This window comes from Pseudoalteromonas piratica, from assembly GCF_000788395.1.
In the GTDB taxonomy this organism is placed as follows: domain Bacteria; phylum Pseudomonadota; class Gammaproteobacteria; order Enterobacterales; family Alteromonadaceae; genus Pseudoalteromonas; species Pseudoalteromonas piratica.
The window spans coordinates 2,440,320-2,464,541 of record NZ_CP009888.1; the positions used below are offsets into that span (position 1 = coordinate 2,440,320).

Sequence of the window (24,222 nt, forward strand, 5' to 3'; positions counted from 1 at the left end):
GGCCCTGTAAGTAAAAGAGGCAGTGTCACGCTATTTTCCAAGGTGTTTACTTCGCAAGCTTAAATAATTGATAGAAATTATCTGTGGTTGCTTTCGCCAGCTCTGAAAACGCTAAGTTTTTTAGATCCGCAATAAAATAAGCAACATCTTCAACATACGCCGGTTGGTTTGTTTTACCACGGTGCGGCACAGGCGCTAAGTATGGCGAGTCGGTTTCAATAAGTAAGCGATCGAGTGGAATTTTTTCGACAACCTCACGCAGTGCTGACGCATTTCTAAAAGTAACAATGCCTGATATAGAAATATAAAAACCAAGCTCAAGCGCTTGCTTTGCCATTTCCCAATCTTCAGTAAAGCAATGGAGTACACCGCCGCATTTTTCGGCGTTGTGCGCACGCATAATATCAAGCGTATCTTGCTTTGCATCACGGGTATGGATAATCAGCGGTTTATTTAATTCATTTGCCACATCAATATGGCCTGCAAACGAATCTTTTTGCACTTGGTGGGTGTCTTTACTGTAATAGTAATCAAGCCCGGTTTCACCAATGGCGACAACTTTGTCGTTATTAGCAAGGTTTAGTAAACGTGCTTTATCAAGTACATCTTTTTGGTCAAGTGGATGAACGCCGCAGCTTACTGATACATCAGGAAAATTTTGCACTTTTTCCAGCATGCCTGGAAATTGGTCAAGGGTAACTGATACACATAAAAAGTGTTCTACTTGTTTAGCGCGCGCGTTTTCAAGTACTTGTTCGAGTGATAAGCCAAGCTCATCAAAATTTAATCTGTCTAAATGACAATGAGAATCTACAATCACAAAAAATCCATAAACTACATGGTATAAGTGGGATCGCTAGAGTTTAACATACCGCCAAGCATTTTTTCGATTTTATCGCGTACTTGGCTTTTATCATCGATAAAGCTCACACCCACACCTGGCGGGTTAGAGTTTTGGCTACCTTGCGGTGTGATCCATACAACCTCACCCGTGATCACATCTTCTTCTAGTGCATCCGGTAAGCTAATACGAAGTGCAAGCGGCTGTGACATTTCAAATTGCATATTCGTACGCACAAATAAGCCACCTGTTTTCAAGTAAGGCATATAGCTTTTATACAGCTCACGTGTATCTTCAAAATCAACGAGTAATTCTTGCAAAATAATGTCCTATTTATAAATAACTTAATTTTTTCAGTAATTGATTTAACTGTAGAGACAAATTAAGTCCTTTAACTTCTTTAAATTTATCTGCAAAGCTCAGTAGCGCTTGGCTTTTTTCTTGGTAGCGTTTTATATCAAGCGTATTACCGAGTAGCTCACTTTGCAATTTTTGTGCGTAAAATTGCACAAATATGTCTATATAATCAGGGTTTTGATTAAAAAGTTCAAGCAATTGCTTATGGCAAGCATGAATGTCATTTTTCATTGCCATAGCATATAAACTTTCAATGACAGTAATGCGATCTTGTTGTTGCCATAACGCAAGGGTGTTTGGCTTATCTAAAAATGCCGAAACCCACGGTGCATTAATATCGATGCCTAAACCCGCTATAAATGATTTAGCTTGTTGATGTTCTACCGTCAGTTGCTTTTTGAAACAACGACTTAAAATTGTAGCAGGCAATGCTGCACTATTATTGGCTAACAATATCAAATAGCGACTTTTATTAGGCTCTTCCAGTGTTTTTAATAGCGCATTGCTGGCAGATAAGGTTAAGCTCTCTGCGTTTTTGATGATAACAACTTTATTGCCTTGATAACTCGCACTCGTTACAAAGAAATCACTAATTGCACGAACTTGTTCAACGCTAATAGTTTCTTTATCTGGCTCAATTAATAAATAATCGGGATGCGTTTGGCTTTGATTTAAAAGACATGCTTTACAATGGCCACATGCCTGCATGGCATTTGTCAGACACAACAAGTCAAATGCCACTTGCTGTGCTAAATCAAAACTCCCCACCCCATGATTACCAAGTAATAAAAGCCCGTGATGCAATTGTTGGTTTGCGCCAAGGGTTACTAAGCTTTGATAGTCATTTTGAAGCCAGGTTGGGATCACGCAGTTGCCCCTGAAATAAATTGATTTAGTGCATCTTTAATATCAGAGTGTACCTTCTCCATTGCTTGGCTCGCATCAATAGTAACAATACTTTTATCATTTTTTGCGGCTGCTAAATACACTTCACGGGTTCTTTCAAAAAAACTTAACTGTTCAAGCTCAATGCGATCTAACTCACCGCGATTAGCCGCGCGCGCTAGGCCAATTTTAGGATCAATGTCTAAATACAAGGTTAAATTTGGTTTTAATTCACCTAAAACAATTTCTGCTAAGGCTTCAAGTTTATGTTTCTCAATGTTTCGACCACCACCTTGGTAGGCTTGTGACGATAAATCGTGCCTATCGCCTAACACCCAATCACCACGACCGAGCGCTGGCGCAATCACATTTTCAACCAATTGCGAGCGCGCTGCATACATTAACAGAAGCTCAGTTGCATCACTGACCTTTTCTTCATGTGTTGCTTTAACCAGACTGCGCAGTGACTCGGCAAGCGGTGTGCCACCTGGTTCGCGGGTATTTACAAAATTAATTTCAGCGTCATTTAATACTTGCTGACAAACAGCAATCGCCGATGACTTTCCAGCGCCCTCAAGGCCCTCAATTACAATAAATTTACCAATCATTTGTTTAAAAGATATTTCCTAACCGCTGCATTATGTTCAGCTAATGTTTTTGAAAAGTGGTGCTCTCCACCACCCGATGCAACAAAATAATAAAAATCAGAGTAACGCGGATTCAAAGTTGCGTAAATAGCTTGCTCTGATGGCATCGCAATGGGAGTTGGCGGCAAACCATTGATGCGGTATGTATTATAAGGTGTATGACGCCTTAAATGTTCCGACTTTATATCGCCTTGATACTCATCACCTAAGCCATAAATGACTGTTGGATCGGTTTGTAAACGCATGCCTTTATTAATACGATTAACAAACACAGACGCAATTAAATCGCGTTCTGCATTGTGACCTGATTCTTTTTCAATTATTGAAGCTAAAATGAGCGCTTCATATTGCGATTTCAAAGGCACAGCCATATCACGTGATTGCCATGCCTTATCTAAAGTTTGCTGCATTTTATCATAAGCACGTTTTAGAATTGCTAGTTGACTATCACCTGCGGAATAAAAATACGTATCAGGATAAAACCACCCTTCTGGATTATCTTGCTTGATACCCATCTCTTTTAGCGCATTGTTCAATGCTGTTTCAGAGACTTGTTCAAGATAGTCAGCATTTTTAAAATCGCTTAATACTTGTTTGAAAGTACTACCTTCTAAAATCGTAAATGGAAATTGATGATCGCGCCCTTTATTCATATCGCTAATCATTTCAAGCAGTGGTTTTGCTTCAATCAAGTACATGCCTTGCTTCAGCTTAACTAACTCTGGATTAATTTTGGCGTACACTTTTAACCAAAAACAATCTTTTACCCAGCCATTCTTTTTAAATGCTGAACACATGCTATTAACACCCGTGCCAGCTTTTACTTGATACAAGGTTGCTTCACTTATTGATAATTGCACAGTTTGAAGTTGCTTTAACTGAAAGCCCGCAAACGTCGCGAAAGCCACAAAAAGCGTAAATAAAAAAGCGAAAGCACGGATCATAAAGACCTCTCTGCTAAAAAGTCTAGCGCAGCGTCTAATGGAAAACGTTTCTCATCTAAACGTGTAATCGGCACGATTCCCATCAGGCTATTACAACAAAATAAACTATCTGCGCTATAACACTCTTCAAGTGAGATTGTTTTAAAGGTTATGGCTAGTTTTTTCTGTAAATGCGCCAAATAGACGCCAAAAATCCCGGACTTATCAAGATGAGGTGAATATAGTTTGCCATCTTTTAAAAGTAATAAATTGGCCACAGTGGTTTCGATTACTTCGCCATTGCAGTTAAGTAATAACCCTTCACTAAACCCTTTTTGCTTAAGTTCGTGTTTAGCTAATACTTGCTCAAGACGATTTAATGTTTTTAAACCGGCAACAAGGGGATTGATTGCCAATGGTGTTTCAAGGGTATCAAGCGCGATACCATCTGCTTTAATCGTTAAATAGGGCTCAGGAAAAGCGAGGCAGCTAATATAAACATGAGGGGTTTGTTGTTCGGGTAGTTGATAGCCTCTGCCGCCTGCACCTCGACTCACAACCACTTTAACAACCGCAAGACTATGTGACTTTGCGACTTTAATAATATTTGATTCAATTTCAGTTAGGTTGAGATTGTCGAAGAAAAGTCGCTCACTACATTGCCGCAAACGTGCTAAATGTTCATCTAATAAACAAGGTTTACCATTTTCAACTTTAATCGTTGTAAAAAAGCCATCACCATATTGCAATGCTCTATCATTACTGGTGATAGTTGGAGTTTCGCTATTTGTTATTATTGTTATGTCCATACACACAAAAAAGCCTAGGAAATCCTAGGCTTTTATTCACAATTCGATTTCTGCTAATGATTATATCTTCTTAAATAATAAAGAGCCATTAGTTCCACCAAAGCCAAATGAATTACATAGGGCATAGTCTAACTTAGCATCACGCGCGGTATGCGCAACATAATCTAAGTCACAGCCTTCACTTGGGTTATCAAGGTTAATTGTCGGTGTTACTTTTTGATCTTGAAGCGATAAAATCGTTACGATTGATTCAACTGAACCTGCAGCACCAAGTAAGTGGCCCATCATTGATTTGGTTGAGCTTACTAATACATCGCTTGCCGCTGCGCCATAAATTGACTTAACAGCGTTAGTTTCAGCAATATCTCCCGCTGGTGTCGAAGTACCGTGTGCGTTGATATAACCAACTTGCTCTGCATTTACACCAGCATCATTGAGTGCATTTTTCATTGCAAGTGCGGCACCTGCACCGTCTTCTGGTGGTGACGTCATGTGATATGCATCGCCACTCATACCAAAACCTACTAACTCGGCATAAATTTTTGCACCGCGTGCTTTTGCGTGTTCGTATTCTTCAAGCACAATTACACCCGCGCCATCAGCCAGTACAAAACCGTCACGGTCTTTATCCCACGGACGCGATGCTGCTTGTGGGTTGTCATTGCGTGTAGATAATGCACGCGCTGAGCTAAAGCCGCCCATGCCAATTGGTGTTGATGCTTTTTCTGCACCACCTGCAACCATAGCATCAGCATCACCATAGGCAATCATACGTGCTGCGTGACCAATATTATGAAGACCTGTTGTACATGCCGTAACTATCGAGATATTTGGACCTTTAAGGCCGTGCATAATCGATAAATGACCAGAGATCATATTGATAATGGTTGAAGGCACGTAAAACGGTGATAATTTGCGAGGACCACTGTTAAGTAATTTAACATGGTTTTCTTCGATAAGTGTTAGACCACCAATACCTGAACCTACCGCAACACCAATACGCTCAGCATTTTCTTCGGTAACTTCTAATCCAGAATCTTTAAATGCTTGTACACCAGCAGCAATACCATATTGAATGAATAAATCCATCTTTTTGGTGTCTTTTTTCGCCATGTACAATGTTGGGTCAAAATCTTTTACCAGACCCGCGAATTTAGTACCAAAATCAGACGTATCAAAATGGTCAATTAAACCAATGCCACTTTGACCCGCTAATAAACCTTGCCATGTTGTATCAACATCATTACCTAGAGGGGTTAACATACCTAGGCCAGTAACCACTACTCGACGTTTAGCCACAGTCATCTCCAAAATATATTAGGTGCAGATAATACAAAAGCCCTAATGAGGGCTTTTGAAAAACTAAAGGCAGCTAAAATGCTGCCTTTAATGTCTATGCTTTTATTACTCAGCGTGAGCAGTAACGTAATCGATAGCTGCTTGAACTGTAGTGATCTTCTCAGCTTCTTCGTCTGGGATCTCAGTGTCAAACTCTTCTTCAAGAGCCATTACTAGTTCTACAGTGTCTAGTGAATCAGCGCCTAAATCATCAACAAATGATGCTTCTGCTTTTACTTCTTCTTCTTGAACACCTAGTTGCTCTACGATGATTTTTTGAACACGTTCTTGGATGTTGCTCATTCTTGTTTCCTTAATTAAAAAACGCTTTTGCGTTATTTTTCAGATTGCGGCGTAGTGTACGCTGCAAAATTTTATGATTCAAGATTCATTTCGATTTTTATTATCTGGTCGAACCTCATAAATCTAAAACTAACCTTTTATCGCCTACTTTCACCGCAATTTCAACCCTAAATTTAACAATTTCGCCGAAATTGTGATAGGACCTTGGGTTAGATCATGTACATGCCGCCGTTTACATGCAAAGTTTCGCCTGTTACGTACGCAGCAGCGTCAGATGCTAAATACGCTACAGCTGCTGCAATTTCGTTCGGTTGACCTAAACGATTTGAAGGTACGTTTGCAAGCGTTGCTGCTTTTTGTTCGTCAGTTAGCTCGTCTGTCATATCCGTTTGAATAAAACCAGGTGCTACAACGTTAACCGTAATGCCGCGAGATGCCACTTCGCGCGCCATTGATTTAGAAAAACCAATAACACCCGCTTTTGCTGCTGCATAGTTTGCTTGACCTGCATTACCCATAGTACCAACAACAGAACCAACGTTGATAATACGACCATTTTTCTTTTTCATCATTGGACGCAGTACCGCTTTTGATAAACGGAAAATTGACGACAAGTTAGTGTCGATAATGTCATCCCACTCACTGTCTTTCATACGCATAAGTAGGTTGTCACGCGTAATACCCGCATTATTAACTAGTACATCGATATCGCCTAGATCCGCTTTAATCGCTGCAAGTGTTGTTTCAATCGAATCAGCTTCTGTCACATTAAGCGCGTAACCTTTACCGTTTTCACCTAAGTAATCACTGATTTTTGCAGCGCCGCCCTCGCTTGTGGCAGTACCCGCAACAGTTGCACCAAGTGATACTAGTGTTTCTGCGATTGATTTACCAATACCACGACTCGCGCCAGTTACTAGTACAACTTTGCCTTCTAAAGAGAATAAGTTACTCATAAAATGTTCCAATAAAATTATGCGTCTAAAACGCTAGAAAGAGTGTTTAAATCGTTTACTGCAGCGCAAGTTACCGATTTATCAATACGTTTTGCAAGACCTGTCAATACTTTACCAGGACCAAACTCATACGTTCTGGTTAAGCCATCTTGTGCTAGCTTTTGAACTGTTTCAGTCCAGCGAACAGGGCTGTAAAGTTGACGTACTAGTGCATCTTTAATAGCTTCGCTTGCGCTTTCTGTCGTTACGTCAACATTATTAATTACTGATATTTCAGGTGTATTAAATGTTATCGCTTCTAAATCAGCAGCTAGTTTGTCAGCAGCGGGCTTCATTAGTGCACAGTGTGACGGTACGCTCACTGCAAGCGGTAACGCGCGTTTTGCACCGGCTTCTTTACATAATTCACCAGCACGCTCTACCGCTGCCTTTTGACCTGCAATTACAACTTGACCAGGTGAATTAAAGTTAACGGGTGAAACAACTTCACCTTGAGCTGCATCAATACATGCTTTAGCAATTGCATCATCAGCAAGGCCGATAATTGCGTACATTGCGCCAGTACCTGCAGGTACTGCTTCTTGCATATAAACACCACGTTTTTCAACAAGCTTTACTGCTTCAGCAAGTTCAATCACGCCTGCGCATACGAGTGCTGAATATTCACCTAAACTGTGACCTGCCATTGCGCTTGGTTTTTCACCACCGTTTGCAAGGTAATGACGGTAAATTGCAACACTTGACGTTAACAACGCAGGTTGAGTGCGATGCGTTTCATTAAGTGACTCTGCAGGGCCTTCAAGCACTAATGCCGCAAGGTCATAACCTAATGCATCACTTGCTTCTTTGAATGTAGCTTGAACAACTTCTGATTCAGCTAGTAATTCAGCCAACATGCCCACCGATTGTGAACCTTGGCCTGGAAATAAAATCGCTGTGTTATTTGACATAGTTTTCTTCTTCTATAACAAAACAAAACCAGCAATCGCTGGTTATAAAATTCTTTTCGTGGAAAAAATGAGCTTATTTATCGCAGGGTGAACAAAATGACTCTTTATCCACATTATCAAGATCTAATTGCTGACCTTTAAACGCTGCAAAACGGGCCTCAATTTTTTCAGGTAGTTGCTTTTCAACTTCCCTCACGGCTTCATTAATCGCTGCTAAAAATGCAGGTGATTTCGCATTACCGTGACTTTTAACCACAATACCGCGTAATCCTACCAAACTTGCACCGTTATACTGGTCGGGGTTCATCTTTTTATAGAGTTTTTTTAACACCGGAAACATTAAAAGTGCAGCGGCACGGTAAAAAATACTTTTCTTAAGGGTTTTATTCAATTTATGAATAATCATTTTGGCAATGCCTTCACAGGTTTTAAGTGCAATATTGCCAACAAAACCGTCACATACGATAACATCGGCCTTGCCCTTAAAAATATCGGTACCTTCACAATAGCCAATATAATTAATTGCATTTGATTGCTCAAAAAGTTCAGCTGCGCGTTTTATATCGTCATGCCCTTTTATTACTTCAGCGCCAATGTTTAATAGACCGATTGTTGGGTTTTCTATACCTTGTGATTGCTCCGCCACCACACTGCCCATAAGCGCAAATTCAAAAAGTGTTTCAGGATCTGCTGTAACGTTTGCACCCAAATCAAGTAAGTAGACAGGTTTTGGCTTTTCGGTTGGTACAGAACTAATCAGTGCAGGACGGCTGATACCAGGCAGCATCTTTAAAATGCAATAAGCCATTGCAAACAGTGCACCTGTGTTACCCGCTGATACACATGCTTGCGCCTCACCTGATTTAACCAAATCAAGGGCTTTTCGCATCGAAGAATCTTTTTTACATCGCAATGCCGTAGCTGGCTTGTCGTCATTATTAACAACTTCACTGCAATGCTTGATATGTAATCGAGGGTGTTGAAGTGCGTCGAGCTTTTCAAGCTCTGTGCGGATAAGTGTTTCGTTGCCACATAATATAAGCGTTATATTATTGTGTATGTTGACAGCCTCGATTGCGGCAGGCAACGAAGAACGGGGGCCGTAATCGCCCCCCATTATATCTAACGCTATGGTTAGATTAGACATCAAAATAGCTCGATTAAGAAACTACTTTTTCGCCTTTGTAGTAACCGTCTGCAGTTACGTGGTGACGACGGTGAGTTTCACCTGATACTGGATCAACAGTTAGAGTTGGACCATTGATCGCATCGTGTGAACGACGCATACCACGCTTAGAGCGAGACTTCTTGCTTTTTTGTACAGCCATTGCCTTATCTCCTAAGAATCTTTCTTAAGTTGTTTCAAAATTTCAAATGGATTTGGTTTGTCATCTTCTGCTTTTATTTCACCAAAGCTCAAAGGCTTTTCTGAAAATCTGCAATGAGACTCTTCATGCATCGGTACTATTGGGATGGCTAACATTAACTCGTCTTCAACTAGTTGATGCAAGTTAATCTCACCTTCCTCATCCATCTCTACAACGTCATAACATGACGGTAGATGCTCAGATGACTTACCTATACCTATTGGCGAATAAGCAAAGTCTAGTTCCAAATCCAACCCTAACTCTTCATTACAGCGCTGACAAACTGTAGTAATGTTGGCTCTAGCATGGCCTTCAACAACACTGATACCTTGTTCGTCTTTCCTGAAATGAATCTTAACTTCGACCTCACCCTCGCTCCTAACAACTACTTCGAGTAATCGAGGAAGTTGTTCAAACAACACAACACCGTCATATGTGACTTGCTTTTGTGCTGATCTTACCGGATCAAGCGTGATCGGAATCTTCACCTTTTGCATAGGGGCTGCATCATATAGATTGTTAGACTTAGAGTCAAAATAAAATTCAACTTTCCTTTGCATTTAGGGCAATTGAATCCTATTCTGCGCAAAAAGTAAGTATTCGTTGAAAATTATCATGAAAACCTCGTTTATTTTAGCGTCAAGTTCACCATTTCGAAAATCAATCTTGAAAAAAATATTGCCTGAATTTGATGCTTTTTCGCCAGATATCGATGAAAGCCCAAAACTGAATGAATCGCCGCTTAATTTGGTTGAAAGACTTGCTATTGAGAAAGCGCAAACAGCATCGCAATTTTATGAAAAAGGTATTGTGATTGGCTCGGATCAAGTTGCCCTTTTTGCTGAACAGATATTAGGTAAACCACATACTCGTGAAAAAGCAATTGAACAACTCTCTCTTTTTTCAGGGCAGAAAGTGCAATTCATTACATCGTTAGCGGTATTTGATATCGAATCCGATAAAATTCAGGTGACCCATGATATTACCCAAGTTTATTTTAGAGAATTAACGCAAAACCAAATTGAGCAGTACATCGATACAGAACAACCGTTAAACTGCGCTGGGAGTTTTAAATCCGAAGGATTAGGAATTGTTCTTTTTGATAAAATTGTTGGCGAGGATCCAAATAGTTTAGTAGGTCTGCCATTAATTAAACTCACCTCTTTACTCAAAGAGTTCAATATTGACCCACTAAACCTGCAAACGAATAAATCTTGAGTACAAATAAAGTTAGAACAAGTCTATAAGCTGCTCAAATTGGTCAATGATGATAATCGGTTTGAGTGGCTTTAATTGACTAACAGGATGAGCACCAAAGCTTACACCAACGGACGCAACCTTTGCATTATTTGCCATTGCTAAGTCCATTGTGGTATCACCAACCATCACGGTTTTGTCACTTGCAATATTAAGCTCATCACAAATTTCTAAAATCATCTCAGGCGATGGTTTTGAAGCACATTCACACGCTGTACGTGTTGCCTTAAATAGATGTGCCAATTCTGTTTCCGCCATTAAACGGTTTAATCCCTTCCGACTTTTACCCGTTGCCACTGCAAGTGTATAGCCTTTTTCATGTAGTGCTGTTAAACACTCTCTTACATGAGGAAAAAGCGTTGATGGTGTTTCTTCGTTTACGTAAATGTCTTTATAACTTTGCGAAAGCGTTAAAGTCATTGACGGCTTCTCAAACAGTTCGTTAATGGCTACATCAAGACTAAGCCCGATAATCTGCCTGATTGCATCATCAGTTGGGCGAGTTAATTGGTGGCAGTCTGCCACCAATTTCACTGTATTAACAATTTTTGGCACAGTATCCATTAGGGTACCGTCCCAATCAAAAATGATTAATTGTTTGTTATTCATTGCTTGTCTTCACGAAGTGTTTTTAAGCAATTTTTTAAATTGCCATCCAACGGAGCTTCAACACGCATAGATTCTTCTGTTTTAGGGTGAACGAAGGTTAAGTCATGAGCATGCAAGAACAAACGGTTTAAGCCTTTTTTCTTCATTTCACTGTCAAACTCTGCCACACCATACTTGTCATCACATGCAATTGGATGGCCTTTACATTGTGTATGTACGCGAATTTGGTGTGTACGCCCTGTTACTGGCGACGCTTGTACTAATGTTGCAAATTGACCAAAACGCTCTAATACACGAAAACGGGTTTGACTGGGTTTGCCTTCTGCTTCATCAACACGCACCACACGTTCGCCTGATTGCAGGGTATTTTTACGAAGTGGCTCGGTAACATTTTTAATTTTGCTTGCCCAACTACCAGTTACTAGCGCCCAATAATTTTTTTCCATGGTTTTTTCACGCAGCTGCTCATGCAAACCGCGCAATACTGAGCGCTTTTTAGAAACCAGTAAACATCCTGAGGTGTCACGGTCTAATCGATGTACTAGTTCAAGGTTTCGCTCATCGGGACGAATACTGCGCAGCGCCTCAATTAAGCCATAACTTAAACCACTGCCACCATGCACCGCCATGCCTGAAGGTTTATTAATGACCATTAAGTATTTGTCTTCAAATAAAATGGCATCTTCTAACTTGTTAATTTTATCAAGATTTTTAGGGACAAACTCTTGTTTTTCAGCAACTTTAACTGGCGGGATACGTACCATATCTCCCGCTTTCAGTTTGTATATCGGTTTGATACGCTTTTTGTTTACGCGCACTTCACCTTTTCGCAAAATGCGATAAATGGCACTCTTAGGCACACCCTTTAAAAAGGTAATTAAAAAGTTATCAATTCGTTGGCCATCATTGCCTTCATCGATATCAACAAATTGGACCTGATTTTTTTGCTGTTCTGACATTGCCTAATCACTGATTTGAGTAATAATTTAGTTGCGAAGCGTCCATATTTAATGGGATAATCGCGTTCGAAATTGAACCTTTGAGAGCAAAAATTCCGCTCCAACTGTCAATTTGGTGTTTTATTAGCCAAAGCTAACGATGAAACACGCTTTAAGACGCAGATCATACAGGTCTCTGACAGCTTTCAAAAGCTTTTAACGATCTTAAAGCGCATGTAGTGGCCCCCTGAAGCAATGAGTGTACTAGATTGTGACCCGGAAAAGCCCCATCGAACTCAGCTAATAAACGTATTTTAAAAGATAAGATACGAGATTTACGACCACACGTCGTTCAGAATATATTTAAATGAATTTTTGTGCTGGGCTGAACAATGCCGAGCACCTGCCAGTAGGCAATTTAACAGAAAATCGGAGTAATACTCCACCCAGACAGCCCAGTCGTGAGACTGCACAATTTCGTGGGTGTCTGAACAAGTATGGTTGTTAATCTCTACTACTATATATAGAGTTTAACAATATGAAACGTATGCTGATCAATGCAACGCAACAAGAAGAAATGCGCGTTGCACTGGTTGATGGACAGCGCTTGTATGATTTAGATATCGAAAGCCCTGGCCATGAACAAAAAAAAGCAAATATCTACAAAGGTAAAATTACTCGCGTAGAACCTTCTCTTGAAGCAGCTTTTGTAGACTATGGCGCAGAACGCCATGGATTCCTTCCCCTTAAAGAAATTGCCCGCAGTTATTTCCCTGACGGTTACACCTTCAACGGTCGACCTAACATTAAAGATGTTGTTAAAGAAGGCCAAGAAGTAATCGTACAAGTTGATAAAGAAGAACGTGGTCAAAAAGGCGCTGCACTCACTACCTTTATCAGTGTTGCTGGTAGTTACTTAGTATTAATGCCAAATAACCCTCGTGCTGGCGGTATTTCACGTCGTATCGAAGGTGATGAACGTACAGAGCTAAAAGAAGCGCTGTCTCGTTTAGAATTACCAAAAGGTATGGGCTTAATTGTTCGTACAGCAGGTGTAGGCAAATCGTTCGAAGAGCTTGAATACGATCTACGTGCACTACTTGTTCACTGGGACGCTATTAAAAAAGCATCTGAAAGTGGCCCTGCACCATTTTTAATCCACCAAGAAAGTAATGTAATTTTCCGCGCTATTCGCGATTATTTACGTCGTGATATTGGTGAAATCTTAATTGATAAGCAGCGCGTTTTCGATGAAGCAAAAGCACACATTGAGCGTTTTCGCCCTGACTTTATTAATCGTGTAAAACTTTACACCGGTGATGCGCCATTATTTACGCACTACCAAATTGAAAGCCAAATTGAGTCTGCTTTCCAACGCGAAGTACGCTTACCATCAGGTGGTTCAATTGTAATTGATCCAACAGAAGCGCTTACGTCAATCGATATCAACTCGTCTAAAGCAACAAAAGGCGGTGATATTGAAGAAACTGCATTAAATACTAACCTTGAAGCGGCAGACGAAATTGCACGTCAACTTCGTTTACGTGACTTAGGTGGTTTAGTTGTTATTGATTTCATCGACATGACTCCGCCGCGTCACCAACGCGCGGTAGAAAATCGTTTGAAAGATGCAGTAAAGCCGGATCGCGCACGCGTTCAAATTGGCAAGATTTCACGTTTCGGCTTACTTGAAATGTCGCGTCAGCGTCTTCGTCCATCACTGGGTGAAGCAAGCCAAGGTACTTGCCCTCGCTGTAACGGCCAAGGTACTGTACGTTCTAATGAGTCGTTAGCACTGTCTATTCTTCGTTTATTAGAAGAAGAAGCGATTAAAGACAATACTTCGCAAGTAAATGCACAGGTACCAGTACCAGTTGCAACTTATCTTTTAAATGAAAAACGTAAGAGCGTACGTCGTATCGAGAAGCGTCATGGTTGTCACGTTGTGATTATTCCTAACCCGCATTTAGAAACGCCGCACTATGAAGTTATTCGTTTAAAGAAAGACGAAACAATTGAAACTGTAAGCTTTGACCAAGTTCAAGCGCCAGAAGTAAACGTTGAAACAATCGTTCATGCTGAAAAAGCAGTAAAAGAACAGCCTGTGCTGCAAGGTGTTGTTGTTCCAAGTGAGCCTGCGCCAGTTAAGAAAGAAGCAAAAAAAGAAGGTTTATTTGCGAAAATCGCAAAATGGTTTGGCAGTTTATTTGCGACTGAAGAGCCAGAGAAGCCTGTGAAAAAACGTGGTGGTCGTCGTAATAACCAACGTGGTAATGACAACCGTCGTCGTAATCAGCGTAAACCAAACAATCGTGCTAAGCAAAATGCCAATGAGCAAAAGGAGCAGCGCGAACAACGTGATGAAAAGCGTAACGCAAAAGAGAACAATAACCGTCGCCGTCGTAACAACCGCTCAAACGCCAATAAAGTGGAAAAAGAGCAAAAACAAGTTGAAACAACAGCAAATGAGCAACCAGTTAAGGTAAAAGAGCGTCGTCAGAGAAGAAACATGCGCAAGAAAGTGCGTGTTGAAAACACCAATGACACAGCGGTAGTTGAAACTAGTGCAACTGAAACTGCAGTTGCTCAAGAAGCCGTAACTAAGCCAGTAGAACCAAAAGCTGTTGAGAAAAAACCAGCTAAAGCGAAAAAGTCGACGCCTGCTGTAGAGCCAGCGGCAACACAAATTGAAGCTGAAGTTGTTACACCAGTTGCAGTTGAAGAAGTTTCTTCACCAGAAGAAAAGCAGCCTGCAGTTTCACATGAAGCACCAAAAAGCAGTGAAACAGCTAAGGTACAATCTGCAAAGCAAGAAGCACCTGCTGAGTCAGATTCTTCAGAAGATGAAAAAGAGACGCGAACTCGTTCACGTCGCTCACCTCGTCATCTACGCGCAGCTGGACAACGTCGTAAAAAGCCGAGTGAAAATAAGTCCGAGATAGAAATTGAAACGACTGAATCTCCTGGTTTTGTTCCGGTAGCAGATCAAGCAATGGCTGAAGAGCAAAAAGACGACAATGTAGCGATTGAAGAAACCCCTTCGACTTCTGAAATTGAAGCAAACGCTGTCCAAGTTGAGCAAGTTTCCACTAAAGCAGAAAACGAGCGTGTTGAGCAACCTGCTACAACAGACTCAGTAGAGCCTGAATTAACAAGTACAACACCTGTTGATTCAAATAGCTTAGAACCTGTTGAACCCAGTTCTGAAACGAATGAGTCAACTGTTAAAGAAGTGCCTGCTAAGGATGAACCAGTTATTGAACAACCAACGCCAGCCGTTGTTGAAACAGTCGAAGTCGCTGTCGAGTCAAATAACGCAACAGCTACAACAAATGGCTCTTCATATGGACACGCAAGTGCACCAATGACTAAAGCAACAGGTGCTGCAATCACAGAAGGCTTTGTAATGCCAACTGCGATGGCACATGATGAACGTACAGTGCCGCTAGCAAGTGCAATGCGTCCAGGTAGCATTAGCCCTGTTGGTAAAGCCAGTGCCCCAATGGCAAAAACAGTTTAATCTTAAGTTGTAACTAAAAGAGCCGCTATATGCGGCTCTTTTTTTATCTAAAATATGCCTAATGCCAATTGAATATTTTACTAAATGAATTGGCTTAGCTAGCGTTAATTTTCTTCAAAAAAACGTTCTAGTTGGTCTTTCAAATTGGGTGGAATACCTTTAATCGTTAGCGTATCACTGTGTTTATCATAAAACACTCGTTCACCTAAGTGCTTACGTTCAAAACTCACACTTACACCGCTACCCTGACCTGAAAATTTAACCATAGAGGCTACCGTCTTCTTATCAACTGGGAATGATTCTTCAAGATCGTACGCTTGTTCTTTGTAAAAATTATCAAAGCTAACACTTTCATCGCGACTGATTGTGTTTGACAGCTGTGATACATCAGCATCACTGCCGGATGCTACACAATCAGAACAATAATCAAACACTTGTTTACGTAAATCGTCTTTCTCTGATTTATCAAATTGCCTGTCAGATAAATAATCTTCAACCGCCGACAACATTGCTTGCGATTGCTGGCGTGCATCAATGCCTTCTTCACAACCTAAAAAGTCTAAAAAGAAATCAGCTACTTTCCTTCCCGCTCTGCCTTTAATAAATGAGATGTAACGATTGTCTTCAAGTGCTGTAGCCATACCGTTAAGGTCAATACGTGCAGCTAATTGCATTTTTGCAATATCTAAATGGCGAGAAGAGGTTAAATCTAATTCTTGGTTTATTGAGTAATGTTCTTTTACGTTGACAAGTGCAATCATCACGTATTCGTCAGCGACAAATCGGTAATGGCAAAATATTAAGTAGCCGGTTTCGTTAAAAGCATATTTATTTAGCTCTTCTTTTAAAACATCAGCTGCTTTTTCTGTTAAGTGGTAAAAATGCATTTCACCTTGGCGATAGCTCTGAATACTTGAGCTAACCACACCATTTTTTTCTGGGCTAAAACCACAAAACCCTTTGCCTGGCTTACCATTATAAGCATGGTGAAGCTGTTCAATGAAAATATCAACCTTGTCATTTACTGGCATTTCATCATTGCGAAGGTGTATTTCAACGGTTTCGTCTTTTTTGTCTACATAGTGAACGACGAGTCTTTCTACTTGCACTGTCATCTTTGTTTTTCGCGCCTCAAATGTTAAAATATGAGTAATTTTATAAAATTAGAACGTAATTGATGCCTATCTTATCAAAATATTCAGACCAGCAAGTAGAAAATCTTGTTGATGATCTTTTAAAAACCCTTGTAGACCACAAAGCTCCGTTAGATTTAAGCCTGATGGCGCTTGGTAATACACTTTCTCATATCATCAATGAAAAAGTACCTGCAAAACAAAAACAAGCTCTTATAGATAATTTTACACAAGCCTTAAAAGACTCTGTAAAGTAACGCTATGAATTTGTCATCACAACAAGCGTTTTCGTCAAAAGCGGCTAAATTATTAAGTTGGGGTCATTGGTTTACCTTTGCGAATATTTTATTTGCACTGCTAGTAAGCAGCCTTTATTTGGTATCCGATCCCATGCCAATGACATTTAGCGGCAAAATGTTTTTGTTGTTGAATTGGTTAGGGCATATTAGCTTTTTGACATTCTTATGCTTTGTGCTGACAATTTTTCCACTTAGCCTAATTTTTCCTTATCCACGGCACATCCGTGGCATGGCAGCGGTAATAGCTACTTTTACTATGTCTCTATTGGCACTTGATGCCTATGTTTATTTTCAACTCGGCTATCATTTGTCACCGCAAGTATTTGAACAGATTGTGTCGCTTATTAGTGACACCATCTCAACAAATCCTAGCCTCTCGTTAATCATTGCGGGCGGCATTATAATTGTTATTTTATTCTTCGAGCTTATAGCCAGTAATTTCACTTGGCGTCACCTCACTGAATTAAGACAAAAGCCGTTTCGTCGCTATATCTCGCCGATTTTTATTTCTGCGTTTGTTGCCAGTCACTTGCTTCATATCTGGGCTGATGCGAATGTTAAATTAGATATTACTAAGCAAGATAATGTTTTACCCTTGTCCTATCCCACTACAGCAAAGAGCTTATTAGCACGCTATCAGCTTGTAGATTTAGATGAGTACAACAAAGCGCAAAAAGTGACTTTTGCAAATGACAAAGTCACTTATGTTGCGTCAAATAAACCGCTTCAATGTAATACTACGTCAGCACAAGCTATTGTTTTGGTTTTCGACGATCACGCATTATTAGCACAGTACTTAAGTGATAAATCTCTCTATACAACTGAAAACTTCTACCAACCTGCGAACCCTCGAGAGTCACTATTCAACTTGGTTTATGGCATTCCAAGTTATTATCAAAAAGTAATTCGTGCACAGGGGGTTTTGCCTGCTTGGAGTAACAAGGTAAATGCCTCGTTTATCAACTTGCCACGCTTAGCTGAAGATGACACAGCAAACCTAACGGTTAACTATGTAAAGTCTGAAAGCGAACTTGCCCAGATAAACTCTCTCGAAGCTGATTTTGCGTTCGCCCTAGCTGACAATGAAGATAATGCATGGTCTAAATCAACACTGTATATGGCCGAAGATATTGCTCCTTTGGGTATTATTACGCCGCAAGATATTATTACTTCGATTCTTGCCAATAAGTTTAGCTGTCAAAACGTGCAGCAATTTACGCTTGGTAACAATCTCTATAATGAAAACGATACTGGTGTAAATATTAGTGGAAACACATTGCTCATCTATAAAAAAGATAAGCTAACGCTACTTACGTCTGACGGCAAACATGAAACTGTTTCAGCGCAACAGGGCTTTGCAATAGATAGCGATCTTGAAGTTCCATTTTTAGTTGAAAGCTTAAAGAAATTAAAGCAATTTGAGCAATAGTTATTCTCTTTCTATAATCTAGTAATCAGACAGGATGTCACTAGATTATAGAGGGATTTACTATGAAACGACTCACCGCCCTACTCATTATTCCATTCACATGTTCAGCACTAGATTATTATAAATGCACCACCCCTGATGGTGTCGTCTTCAGCCAATTTCCATGTGAGAAGCAACAGCAGCAACAATCTCTGAGCTTTCAATCTGTTAACACCAGTACAAAACCTTTCGCTCAAAAAGATACAATAGATAACTACATTAAAAAACAACACATATTACATGTGCAATCTGATATCAAAGGTGTGGAACATAAAATAAGTACACTGAAGAAAGCACGGCTAAATGAATTAGCACAGCTAAAGTCACAACTAGAAAAACACATGTCAAAAGAGGAAAAAACGGCTTTAAAAAGAGAAGTAAAAGCGAAGCGAAAACAAATAAAAGAAGAATATAAAGACCTAATAGATTTTCAAAAAGATGAATTGAAAAGGCTTAAAGCGGTGCTGGCTAGCAAACGATAACACCTATCAATTTACGTTTTATTTCGCATAAAAAAAGCCACAAATGTGGCTTTTTTAAAGTGATATTTAAAAGCTCATTATAAAATTGACTATATAAAAGCCTGTTTAATTCTTGCTAACAGTTTTAACGATTCACCATCCATAGCGCCTTTACTCAGCCACTGTTTTAATAGTGTTTCATTGTCTAATACTGCGCCGTTTACTTTTTCCTGTAACAACACTACTTGTTCATTAAGACGATCTGCAACATCAGATTCTGGTGATGCGATGTCATTAAGCAACTCAATGCGAATGGTGATTTGCTGACGTGTTAAATCGGTAGACTCTTTTTGTTGCCATGCTTCTGGAATATCGCCTTGTTCAAGTGCATCAAACAGTGATTTCATCTTTTCTTTGTCTTTACTGTTTTTAAGCGCCACTTGTTTAGCTTGATACTCATTCAAAGTTGAATTTAACATATCTGCCAGTTGTGACTTAAGTAAGTATGACTGTTTAAGTTCATCGCGAAGACTAATTAGCGCTGCACTTGCCTTAGTTAATGACTCTAACTCATCGATAACTACATCTTGTGTAATTTGATTAAAGGTATTTTGAAGTGCGACAAGTTTTTCATCTTGTTGTTCACGTTTTGCTTTACGTTCATTATCACGCACAGCAAACGCTTGGTCATTTGCAGCTCTAAACTCGTTCCATAGCTGGTTTTCTTGCTTTTTACCTGCAAAGCCAATCTCTTTCCATCGTTGCTGTAAAGCTTTCAGTTGCTCAATAACCGCTTCAACATCATCACCCGTTAAGCATGTCTGTGCCTCTTTAACCAATTGCGCTTTTGCATCAGCATTAACTGCATGCGCGTCTTGAATAAAGGCAAATATTTGGTTGTCTACAGGTTTTAACTCGGCAAGTAGTTGCTTGTAGCGCTTGTTATCTATTTCCCCCGCATTGCGCCAATCTTGCTTAAGTTGTTTATACTGTTTTTCTAACTCCTTCAGAGTTAACGTATTTAAACTCTGTGCTAATTCTTGGTATTGTGCAATGAGTTGCTTGCGAGAAATAACATTTTGCTCACGCGCCGCATCGAGTGCAGCATAGTGTTCTCGACACGGTGTAAACGCAATCTCTAACTGTTGATTAAAGTGTTCATCTAATGTTTTTTCTTCTTCTGTTGCAATGTAACCAAGTTCATTCCAACGTTTACGTGTCACTTTAATCCACTGACTTAGCGCTGCGATATCGGTCTCATTTTGCGCTATTTTTTGTTTAACTTCCTCAATTAACTCGTGACGCTTAGGTAAACTTATTTCACGCTGCCACTCGTTTACTTTTGTTAGTTCTTGATCAATAAATTGATAATCAGCTGCAAGTTTTTGTTGTGATGTTTTAGGTAACTTTTCAAAGTTTTCTTGCACACCTTTGAAGATACCAAAACACACTTTGTAACGGCCGGCATCAATTAACCGTTTAATGTCTTTAAGCTGTTTGCTCACATCAAGTTGTATCGACTTTATCTCTGCGAAAACTGATTTATGTGCTGTCTTCCATTGCTTATCCATTTCACGCATTTGATTTTGATAATTTTGCATTAATGGTTTAGGTAACTGAGATAACATTTCTGACGTTTTTTCATACCACAGTGATTTTGCTTGTTGCGCTGCATCAACACTGTGTAAATCTGTTGCAATGGCTAAGGTTTTACCTAAGTTAACTTGCGCAGCGATTGCTGGCAAAGACTCAATCACCTGTTTGATTTCTTCACATTGAGCAGATAAACGTGATACGAACTTTCTCAATTCAGTGTCTGATTGTTGTAACGCATTAAGCTCAGCCAGATGTAAACTCATGTCTTTCAGTGCTGTTTCAAGCGTTGAAACATTGTCTGTTGTTGGCTCAAGTAACAAAGCGTTTAGTGCGTTCTTGCCACTTTCCACTAAAGACTTGCTAGTCTCTTCGGCTGATTTAATTTTTTCTTGGTTTAATTTTGCAGCTTGTTGCTCATCAAATTTAACTTTTAGCCCACTAAGGTGTTTTTCTACTTTTGTAATAATATCGTTATACTTAGCCTCGATACCTTTTATGTCTTCTAAGTACTCAAGTTCAAGTTCACCCCACTGTGTAACCAGTTGATTGTACTCAGCATTACATTTTTCGAAATCAAACTTATCTTTTAATGCATTTAATTTAGCCAGTACTAGGGTACTCGACTTGCTAACTTCGATAGGTTTCAATGCTTCTTCTTGGCGTTTTTCTTCTTCTTGTTTTAATTGTTCAGCGAGAGCCGGTTTAGCATGTTTTACCATTGCTTTATCTAATTGAAATTGCGCCATCACAGGAACTAATTCAAGCTGCTGCGAATCATTTGCATTTGCGAAAAAGTCAGTAATTAACGGCTTTTTACCGATGCGTTTTAATAAAGAAACTTGCATATTAAAATCGCTAACAAATGGTAATAAGTTTTCTAATTGCTGTGACTTAGTACAACGCTTTAGCAATAGTTCAAGCTCATCTGCGTTTGGTTTTTGTTGTGCAAGCTGGCTGAAAATTTCCTTTTCGGCAACGCTTACTACAGATTGGCTGTTTTCTTGTTTATACGTTTGCCACCACAAAGCAATATCATTAATGCGTTTTAAAGCAGCGATTTTAACTTTATCATCAGCATCATTCGTCGCTAACTGGTTTAGAATTGTGTTGTCTTTTGTTTTATTAGCATCAAGCTGACTAATTGCTAATAAACGTACTGATGCTTTTTTACTTTTCCATTTCGGCGTGAATAAACTACTAAATATCATCTTGCGCGAACCTTGCAATCTCGTTCTGTGGGTTAAATTCTTTTTTCATTTCAGCTTTTGACTTTTGAACCATTTGACCATCTTCACCGATAGTAAATTGTTCATTGCTTTTTGCCACTTTTGCTTGGTAGAGCATCACTAGCTGGACTGTTTGTTCTTTTTGCGCGTCGGTTAAGGGTGTACCATCAGGCCATTTTCCTGTTGAAGCACCATATTCTAAGCGAGCAAAGACTTCAGGGGTGAGGGAGTTAACTAAATGTTCGATATTCATGTTACGACTTTTTCAATAAAATAATGCGAATACGGTTAATGATGTACCAGACAAATCCTGTAGCTATTGCGCCATAGGTTGTCATTTGTTCAAGGCTTTCAGCTGCGGGCTCTCGTGAATAAAGGTATAAAAAGCCGCCTAGGAAAATTATCAACGCAACAAAAGACTGATTGAGCAGTGCCTGCTTACGCTGAACAAATCGTCTATTCGCCAGTTTAGCCCTTTCATGTTCATCAAGTCCTGCAAGTGCGGTATCACAGTGCGGGCACACTTTGTGTTTATCAGAGATTGGTTTACTACACGCTGGACAACTTATCCTCGCCATTTACTGCTCCCTAAAGCTAACTAAAAAAGGCGCCTTTCGGCGCCTTTTATTTTACTCTTTTTCTTGGCTGTTGTCTTTTTTTAACTTCACCCAATAATCATCAACTTCTTGCTTCATTTCTTTGCGAAGCAACATGATGCCAAATAAGTTTGGCAGAGTCATTACAACAATTGCAACAGCAGCTAACTTCCACACTAACGTAGTATCTGCGAATGATGCCCAGAAAAAAGCAGCAACATAAAATACACGGTATGGCATTACTGAGCGAGAACCCAAGAGGTAAGTCATTGCTCGGTCACCATAGTAAGACCAGGCAATGGCAGTTGAGAAGGCAAATAATAACAAACCAATTGATACTATGTATTGCCCATTTTCACCAAAATAACCACGTTGGAAAGCAAGCGTTGTCAATTCTGCTGAATGCACCAGTGATTTACCACGTACCACAATACTTTTATCAACAACATTACCATTTTCAATAACAACAGTACCTGTATGCAGGTGATCACCATCCAGTAAGAAACGAATTTCTTCACCAACAGAACGGTTATGAAGTACAGTAAAGTTGTTATTAACAGCTTTACCTTCAATCACGCTCAGTTTACCGCTAAACGGTTTGATGTTGGATTCTTGCTCATTTAAATAAGCGTATAATTCTGTACGCTGCGCTTCAACGCGCTCGTGATAGTTGCCATCAATGAACTCCATACTGGTACGTTCAAAGCGTGTATCGAACTTTTCAGTCCATGCACCTGACGATAAAATTACTAAACCTGTTAACGTACAAATAATAATTGTGTCAATAAACGGTTCAAGAATAGATACCATACCTTCAGAAACTGGCTCATCTGCTTTAGCTGATGCGTGTGCAATTGGTGCAGAACCTTGACCCGCTTCGTTTGAAAACAGACCACGGTTTACACCACGGTTAAACGCATAAGCAAATGAGGCACCAATAAAGCCACCTGCCGCTGCTGAGCCCGTAAACGCATTGGTAAATACAGAGGCAAATGCAGGACCGATATTTTCAATGTTATAGAAAATTACACCAAATGCACCGATGATATAAACCGCCGCCATAAATGGTACAACTCGTGATGTAATCGCTGCGATTCGCTTGATACCACCTAAGATTACAAGTGCCAGTAAAATAGCCAGTACACCACCTGTTAACATAGGTTCAAGGCCGAAGCTTGCTTCCATACCTTGCGCAATATTATTAATTTGAGGTAAAGAGCCTGTACCAAACGAGCTAATTACTGTTGCGATTGCAAACAGTACAGCAAGCCATTTCATATTTAAACGACGGTCCATGTAATACATTGGACCACCGGCCATGGTGCCGTCTTCAGTTTTAACACGGTATTTGTGAGAAAGCGTTACCTCAACAAACTTGGTAGTCATACCAAAAAATGCGGTCATCCACATCCAGAAAAGCGCAGCAGGACCACCAATAGAAATAGCTAGTGCTACACCACCGATATTACCTGTACCAACAGTACCTGAAAGTGCCGTTGCTAGTGCCTGAAAGTGTGTAGTATCACCTTCGTGTTCTTTTTTATCGTATTTACCACTTACAATTTTCCAGGCATGTTTAAAGTACAATACCTGTGGAAATTTTAAGTAAATGGTGAAAAATAGACCCACACCAAGAAGTACGTATGGGAACCAAAAGGCACTCCCTAACATACCATCTAGCGTATCTAAAAAATTGCCAAATGCTTCCACAACTTGTTCCTCTTATTATTATTTTGGGTAGCA

25 protein-coding genes are annotated in these 24,222 nt (G+C 39.9%); 5 read left to right on the forward strand and 20 right to left on the reverse strand.

The window, feature by feature from the left end; all coding sequences use genetic code 11:
- Nucleotides 1–46: 46 nt before the first annotated feature.
- The 13 genes from OM33_RS11350 to yceD all read right to left on the reverse strand — a co-directional run bounded on the left by OM33_RS11350 (nt 47) and on the right by yceD (nt 9,873).
- A complete protein-coding gene (locus OM33_RS11350; protein WP_038641792.1) occupies nt 47–820 on the reverse strand; it encodes a TatD family hydrolase in 774 nt (257 codons plus the stop codon).
- 14 nt (nt 821–834) lie between these two features.
- Complete coding sequence (locus OM33_RS11355) at nt 835–1,161, reverse strand: PilZ domain-containing protein (protein ID WP_010559963.1); 327 nt, start codon at nt 1,159–1,161, stop codon at nt 835–837.
- Between the two features lie 13 nt (nt 1,162–1,174).
- Nucleotides 1,175–2,065, reverse strand: a complete 891-nt coding sequence (locus tag OM33_RS11360) for a hypothetical protein (protein WP_052140986.1) — start codon at nt 2,063–2,065, stop codon at nt 1,175–1,177.
- A complete protein-coding gene (gene tmk, locus OM33_RS11365; RefSeq protein ID WP_038641795.1) occupies nt 2,062–2,691 on the reverse strand; it encodes a dTMP kinase in 630 nt (209 codons plus the stop codon). Before tmk ends, OM33_RS11360 begins: the two co-directional genes overlap by 4 nt.
- Nucleotides 2,688–3,674 carry an endolytic transglycosylase MltG gene (gene mltG / locus OM33_RS11370; RefSeq protein WP_038641797.1) on the reverse strand — a complete coding sequence of 329 codons (987 nt, stop codon included), beginning with the start codon at nt 3,672–3,674 and terminating at the stop codon, nt 2,688–2,690. The genes tmk and mltG overlap by 4 nt, the downstream gene beginning before the upstream one ends.
- Complete coding sequence (pabC, locus tag OM33_RS11375; RefSeq protein ID WP_038641801.1) at nt 3,671–4,462, reverse strand: aminodeoxychorismate lyase; 792 nt, start codon at nt 4,460–4,462, stop codon at nt 3,671–3,673. Before pabC ends, mltG begins: the two co-directional genes overlap by 4 nt.
- Before the next feature lie 60 nt (nt 4,463–4,522).
- Nucleotides 4,523–5,761, reverse strand: a complete 1,239-nt coding sequence (gene fabF / locus OM33_RS11380; RefSeq protein WP_038641803.1) for a beta-ketoacyl-ACP synthase II — start codon at nt 5,759–5,761, stop codon at nt 4,523–4,525.
- A 105-nt stretch (nt 5,762–5,866) separates the two neighbouring features.
- Nucleotides 5,867–6,103, reverse strand: a complete 237-nt coding sequence (gene acpP, locus OM33_RS11385) for an acyl carrier protein (protein ID WP_010559957.1) — start codon at nt 6,101–6,103, stop codon at nt 5,867–5,869.
- Between the two features lie 209 nt (nt 6,104–6,312).
- Nucleotides 6,313–7,059 carry a 3-oxoacyl-ACP reductase FabG gene (gene fabG, locus OM33_RS11390; protein ID WP_038641806.1) on the reverse strand — a complete coding sequence of 249 codons (747 nt, stop codon included), beginning with the start codon at nt 7,057–7,059 and terminating at the stop codon, nt 6,313–6,315.
- Nucleotides 7,060–7,076: 17 nt separating this feature from the next.
- Nucleotides 7,077–8,009, reverse strand: a complete 933-nt coding sequence (gene fabD / locus OM33_RS11395) for an ACP S-malonyltransferase (RefSeq protein WP_038641808.1) — start codon at nt 8,007–8,009, stop codon at nt 7,077–7,079.
- A 73-nt stretch (nt 8,010–8,082) separates the two neighbouring features.
- Complete coding sequence (gene plsX / locus OM33_RS11400) at nt 8,083–9,159, reverse strand: phosphate acyltransferase PlsX (protein ID WP_234402693.1); 1,077 nt, start codon at nt 9,157–9,159, stop codon at nt 8,083–8,085.
- 10 nt (nt 9,160–9,169) lie between these two features.
- Complete coding sequence (gene rpmF / locus OM33_RS11405; protein ID WP_010559953.1) at nt 9,170–9,337, reverse strand: 50S ribosomal protein L32; 168 nt, start codon at nt 9,335–9,337, stop codon at nt 9,170–9,172.
- 11 nt (nt 9,338–9,348) lie between these two features.
- Nucleotides 9,349–9,873 (reverse strand): 23S rRNA accumulation protein YceD, encoded by a 525-nt coding sequence (yceD, locus tag OM33_RS11410; RefSeq protein WP_038643311.1) that lies wholly within the window; start codon nt 9,871–9,873, stop codon nt 9,349–9,351.
- Between the two features lie 118 nt (nt 9,874–9,991).
- Between yceD and OM33_RS11415 the strand changes: the two genes are divergently transcribed.
- The gene (locus tag OM33_RS11415) at nt 9,992–10,594 is read left to right on the forward strand and encodes a Maf family protein (protein ID WP_038641810.1); all 603 of its coding nucleotides are present in this window, start codon (nt 9,992–9,994) and stop codon (nt 10,592–10,594) included.
- Nucleotides 10,595–10,606: 12 nt separating this feature from the next.
- Here the strand turns inward: OM33_RS11415 and OM33_RS11420 are convergent, their stop codons facing one another.
- Both OM33_RS11420 and rluC read right to left on the reverse strand, forming a co-directional pair.
- On the reverse strand, nt 10,607–11,242 hold the full coding sequence (locus tag OM33_RS11420) for an HAD-IIIA family hydrolase (protein WP_038641813.1): 636 nt from the start codon (nt 11,240–11,242) through the stop codon (nt 10,607–10,609).
- The gene (gene rluC / locus OM33_RS11425; protein ID WP_038641816.1) at nt 11,239–12,201 is read right to left on the reverse strand and encodes a 23S rRNA pseudouridine(955/2504/2580) synthase RluC; all 963 of its coding nucleotides are present in this window, start codon (nt 12,199–12,201) and stop codon (nt 11,239–11,241) included. The genes OM33_RS11420 and rluC overlap by 4 nt, the downstream gene beginning before the upstream one ends.
- A 517-nt stretch (nt 12,202–12,718) precedes the next feature.
- On the opposite strand from rluC, the gene rne reads away from it, so the two are divergent.
- On the forward strand, nt 12,719–15,700 hold the full coding sequence (gene rne, locus OM33_RS11430; RefSeq protein WP_038641819.1) for a ribonuclease E: 2,982 nt from the start codon (nt 12,719–12,721) through the stop codon (nt 15,698–15,700).
- 104 nt (nt 15,701–15,804) lie between these two features.
- Here rne and yejK read toward each other — a convergent pair whose 3' ends face one another.
- Nucleotides 15,805–16,815 carry a nucleoid-associated protein YejK gene (gene yejK, locus OM33_RS11435; RefSeq protein ID WP_038641822.1) on the reverse strand — a complete coding sequence of 337 codons (1,011 nt, stop codon included), beginning with the start codon at nt 16,813–16,815 and terminating at the stop codon, nt 15,805–15,807.
- A gap of 62 nt (nt 16,816–16,877) precedes the next feature.
- Between yejK and OM33_RS11440 the strand changes: the two genes are divergently transcribed.
- The 3 genes from OM33_RS11440 (at nt 16,878) to OM33_RS11450 (ending at nt 19,082) form a co-directional block, all read left to right on the forward strand.
- The gene (locus OM33_RS11440) at nt 16,878–17,090 is read left to right on the forward strand and encodes a YejL family protein (RefSeq protein ID WP_038641825.1); all 213 of its coding nucleotides are present in this window, start codon (nt 16,878–16,880) and stop codon (nt 17,088–17,090) included.
- 4 nt (nt 17,091–17,094) lie between these two features.
- Nucleotides 17,095–18,561, forward strand: a complete 1,467-nt coding sequence (locus OM33_RS11445; RefSeq protein ID WP_038641828.1) for a DUF3413 domain-containing protein — start codon at nt 17,095–17,097, stop codon at nt 18,559–18,561.
- Between the two features lie 62 nt (nt 18,562–18,623).
- Nucleotides 18,624–19,082 carry a DUF4124 domain-containing protein gene (locus OM33_RS11450; protein WP_038641832.1) on the forward strand — a complete coding sequence of 153 codons (459 nt, stop codon included), beginning with the start codon at nt 18,624–18,626 and terminating at the stop codon, nt 19,080–19,082.
- A gap of 89 nt (nt 19,083–19,171) precedes the next feature.
- Here OM33_RS11450 and OM33_RS11455 read toward each other — a convergent pair whose 3' ends face one another.
- From OM33_RS11455 to OM33_RS11470, 4 genes are read right to left on the reverse strand one after another with little or no spacing between them, the layout of a single operon-like run.
- The gene (locus OM33_RS11455) at nt 19,172–21,865 is read right to left on the reverse strand and encodes a DUF349 domain-containing protein (RefSeq protein ID WP_038641834.1); all 2,694 of its coding nucleotides are present in this window, start codon (nt 21,863–21,865) and stop codon (nt 19,172–19,174) included.
- Nucleotides 21,855–22,136, reverse strand: a complete 282-nt coding sequence (locus OM33_RS11460) for a YeaC family protein (protein ID WP_038641837.1) — start codon at nt 22,134–22,136, stop codon at nt 21,855–21,857. The genes OM33_RS11455 and OM33_RS11460 overlap by 11 nt, the downstream gene beginning before the upstream one ends.
- Nucleotide 22,137: 1 nt before the next feature.
- On the reverse strand, nt 22,138–22,461 hold the full coding sequence (locus tag OM33_RS11465; RefSeq protein ID WP_038641839.1) for a hypothetical protein: 324 nt from the start codon (nt 22,459–22,461) through the stop codon (nt 22,138–22,140).
- Nucleotides 22,462–22,512: 51 nt separating this feature from the next.
- Nucleotides 22,513–24,189, reverse strand: coding sequence for an alanine/glycine:cation symporter family protein (locus tag OM33_RS11470; protein ID WP_038641841.1), 1,677 nt, complete (start codon nt 24,187–24,189; stop codon nt 22,513–22,515).
- Between the last annotated feature and the right edge of the window lie 33 nt (nt 24,190–24,222).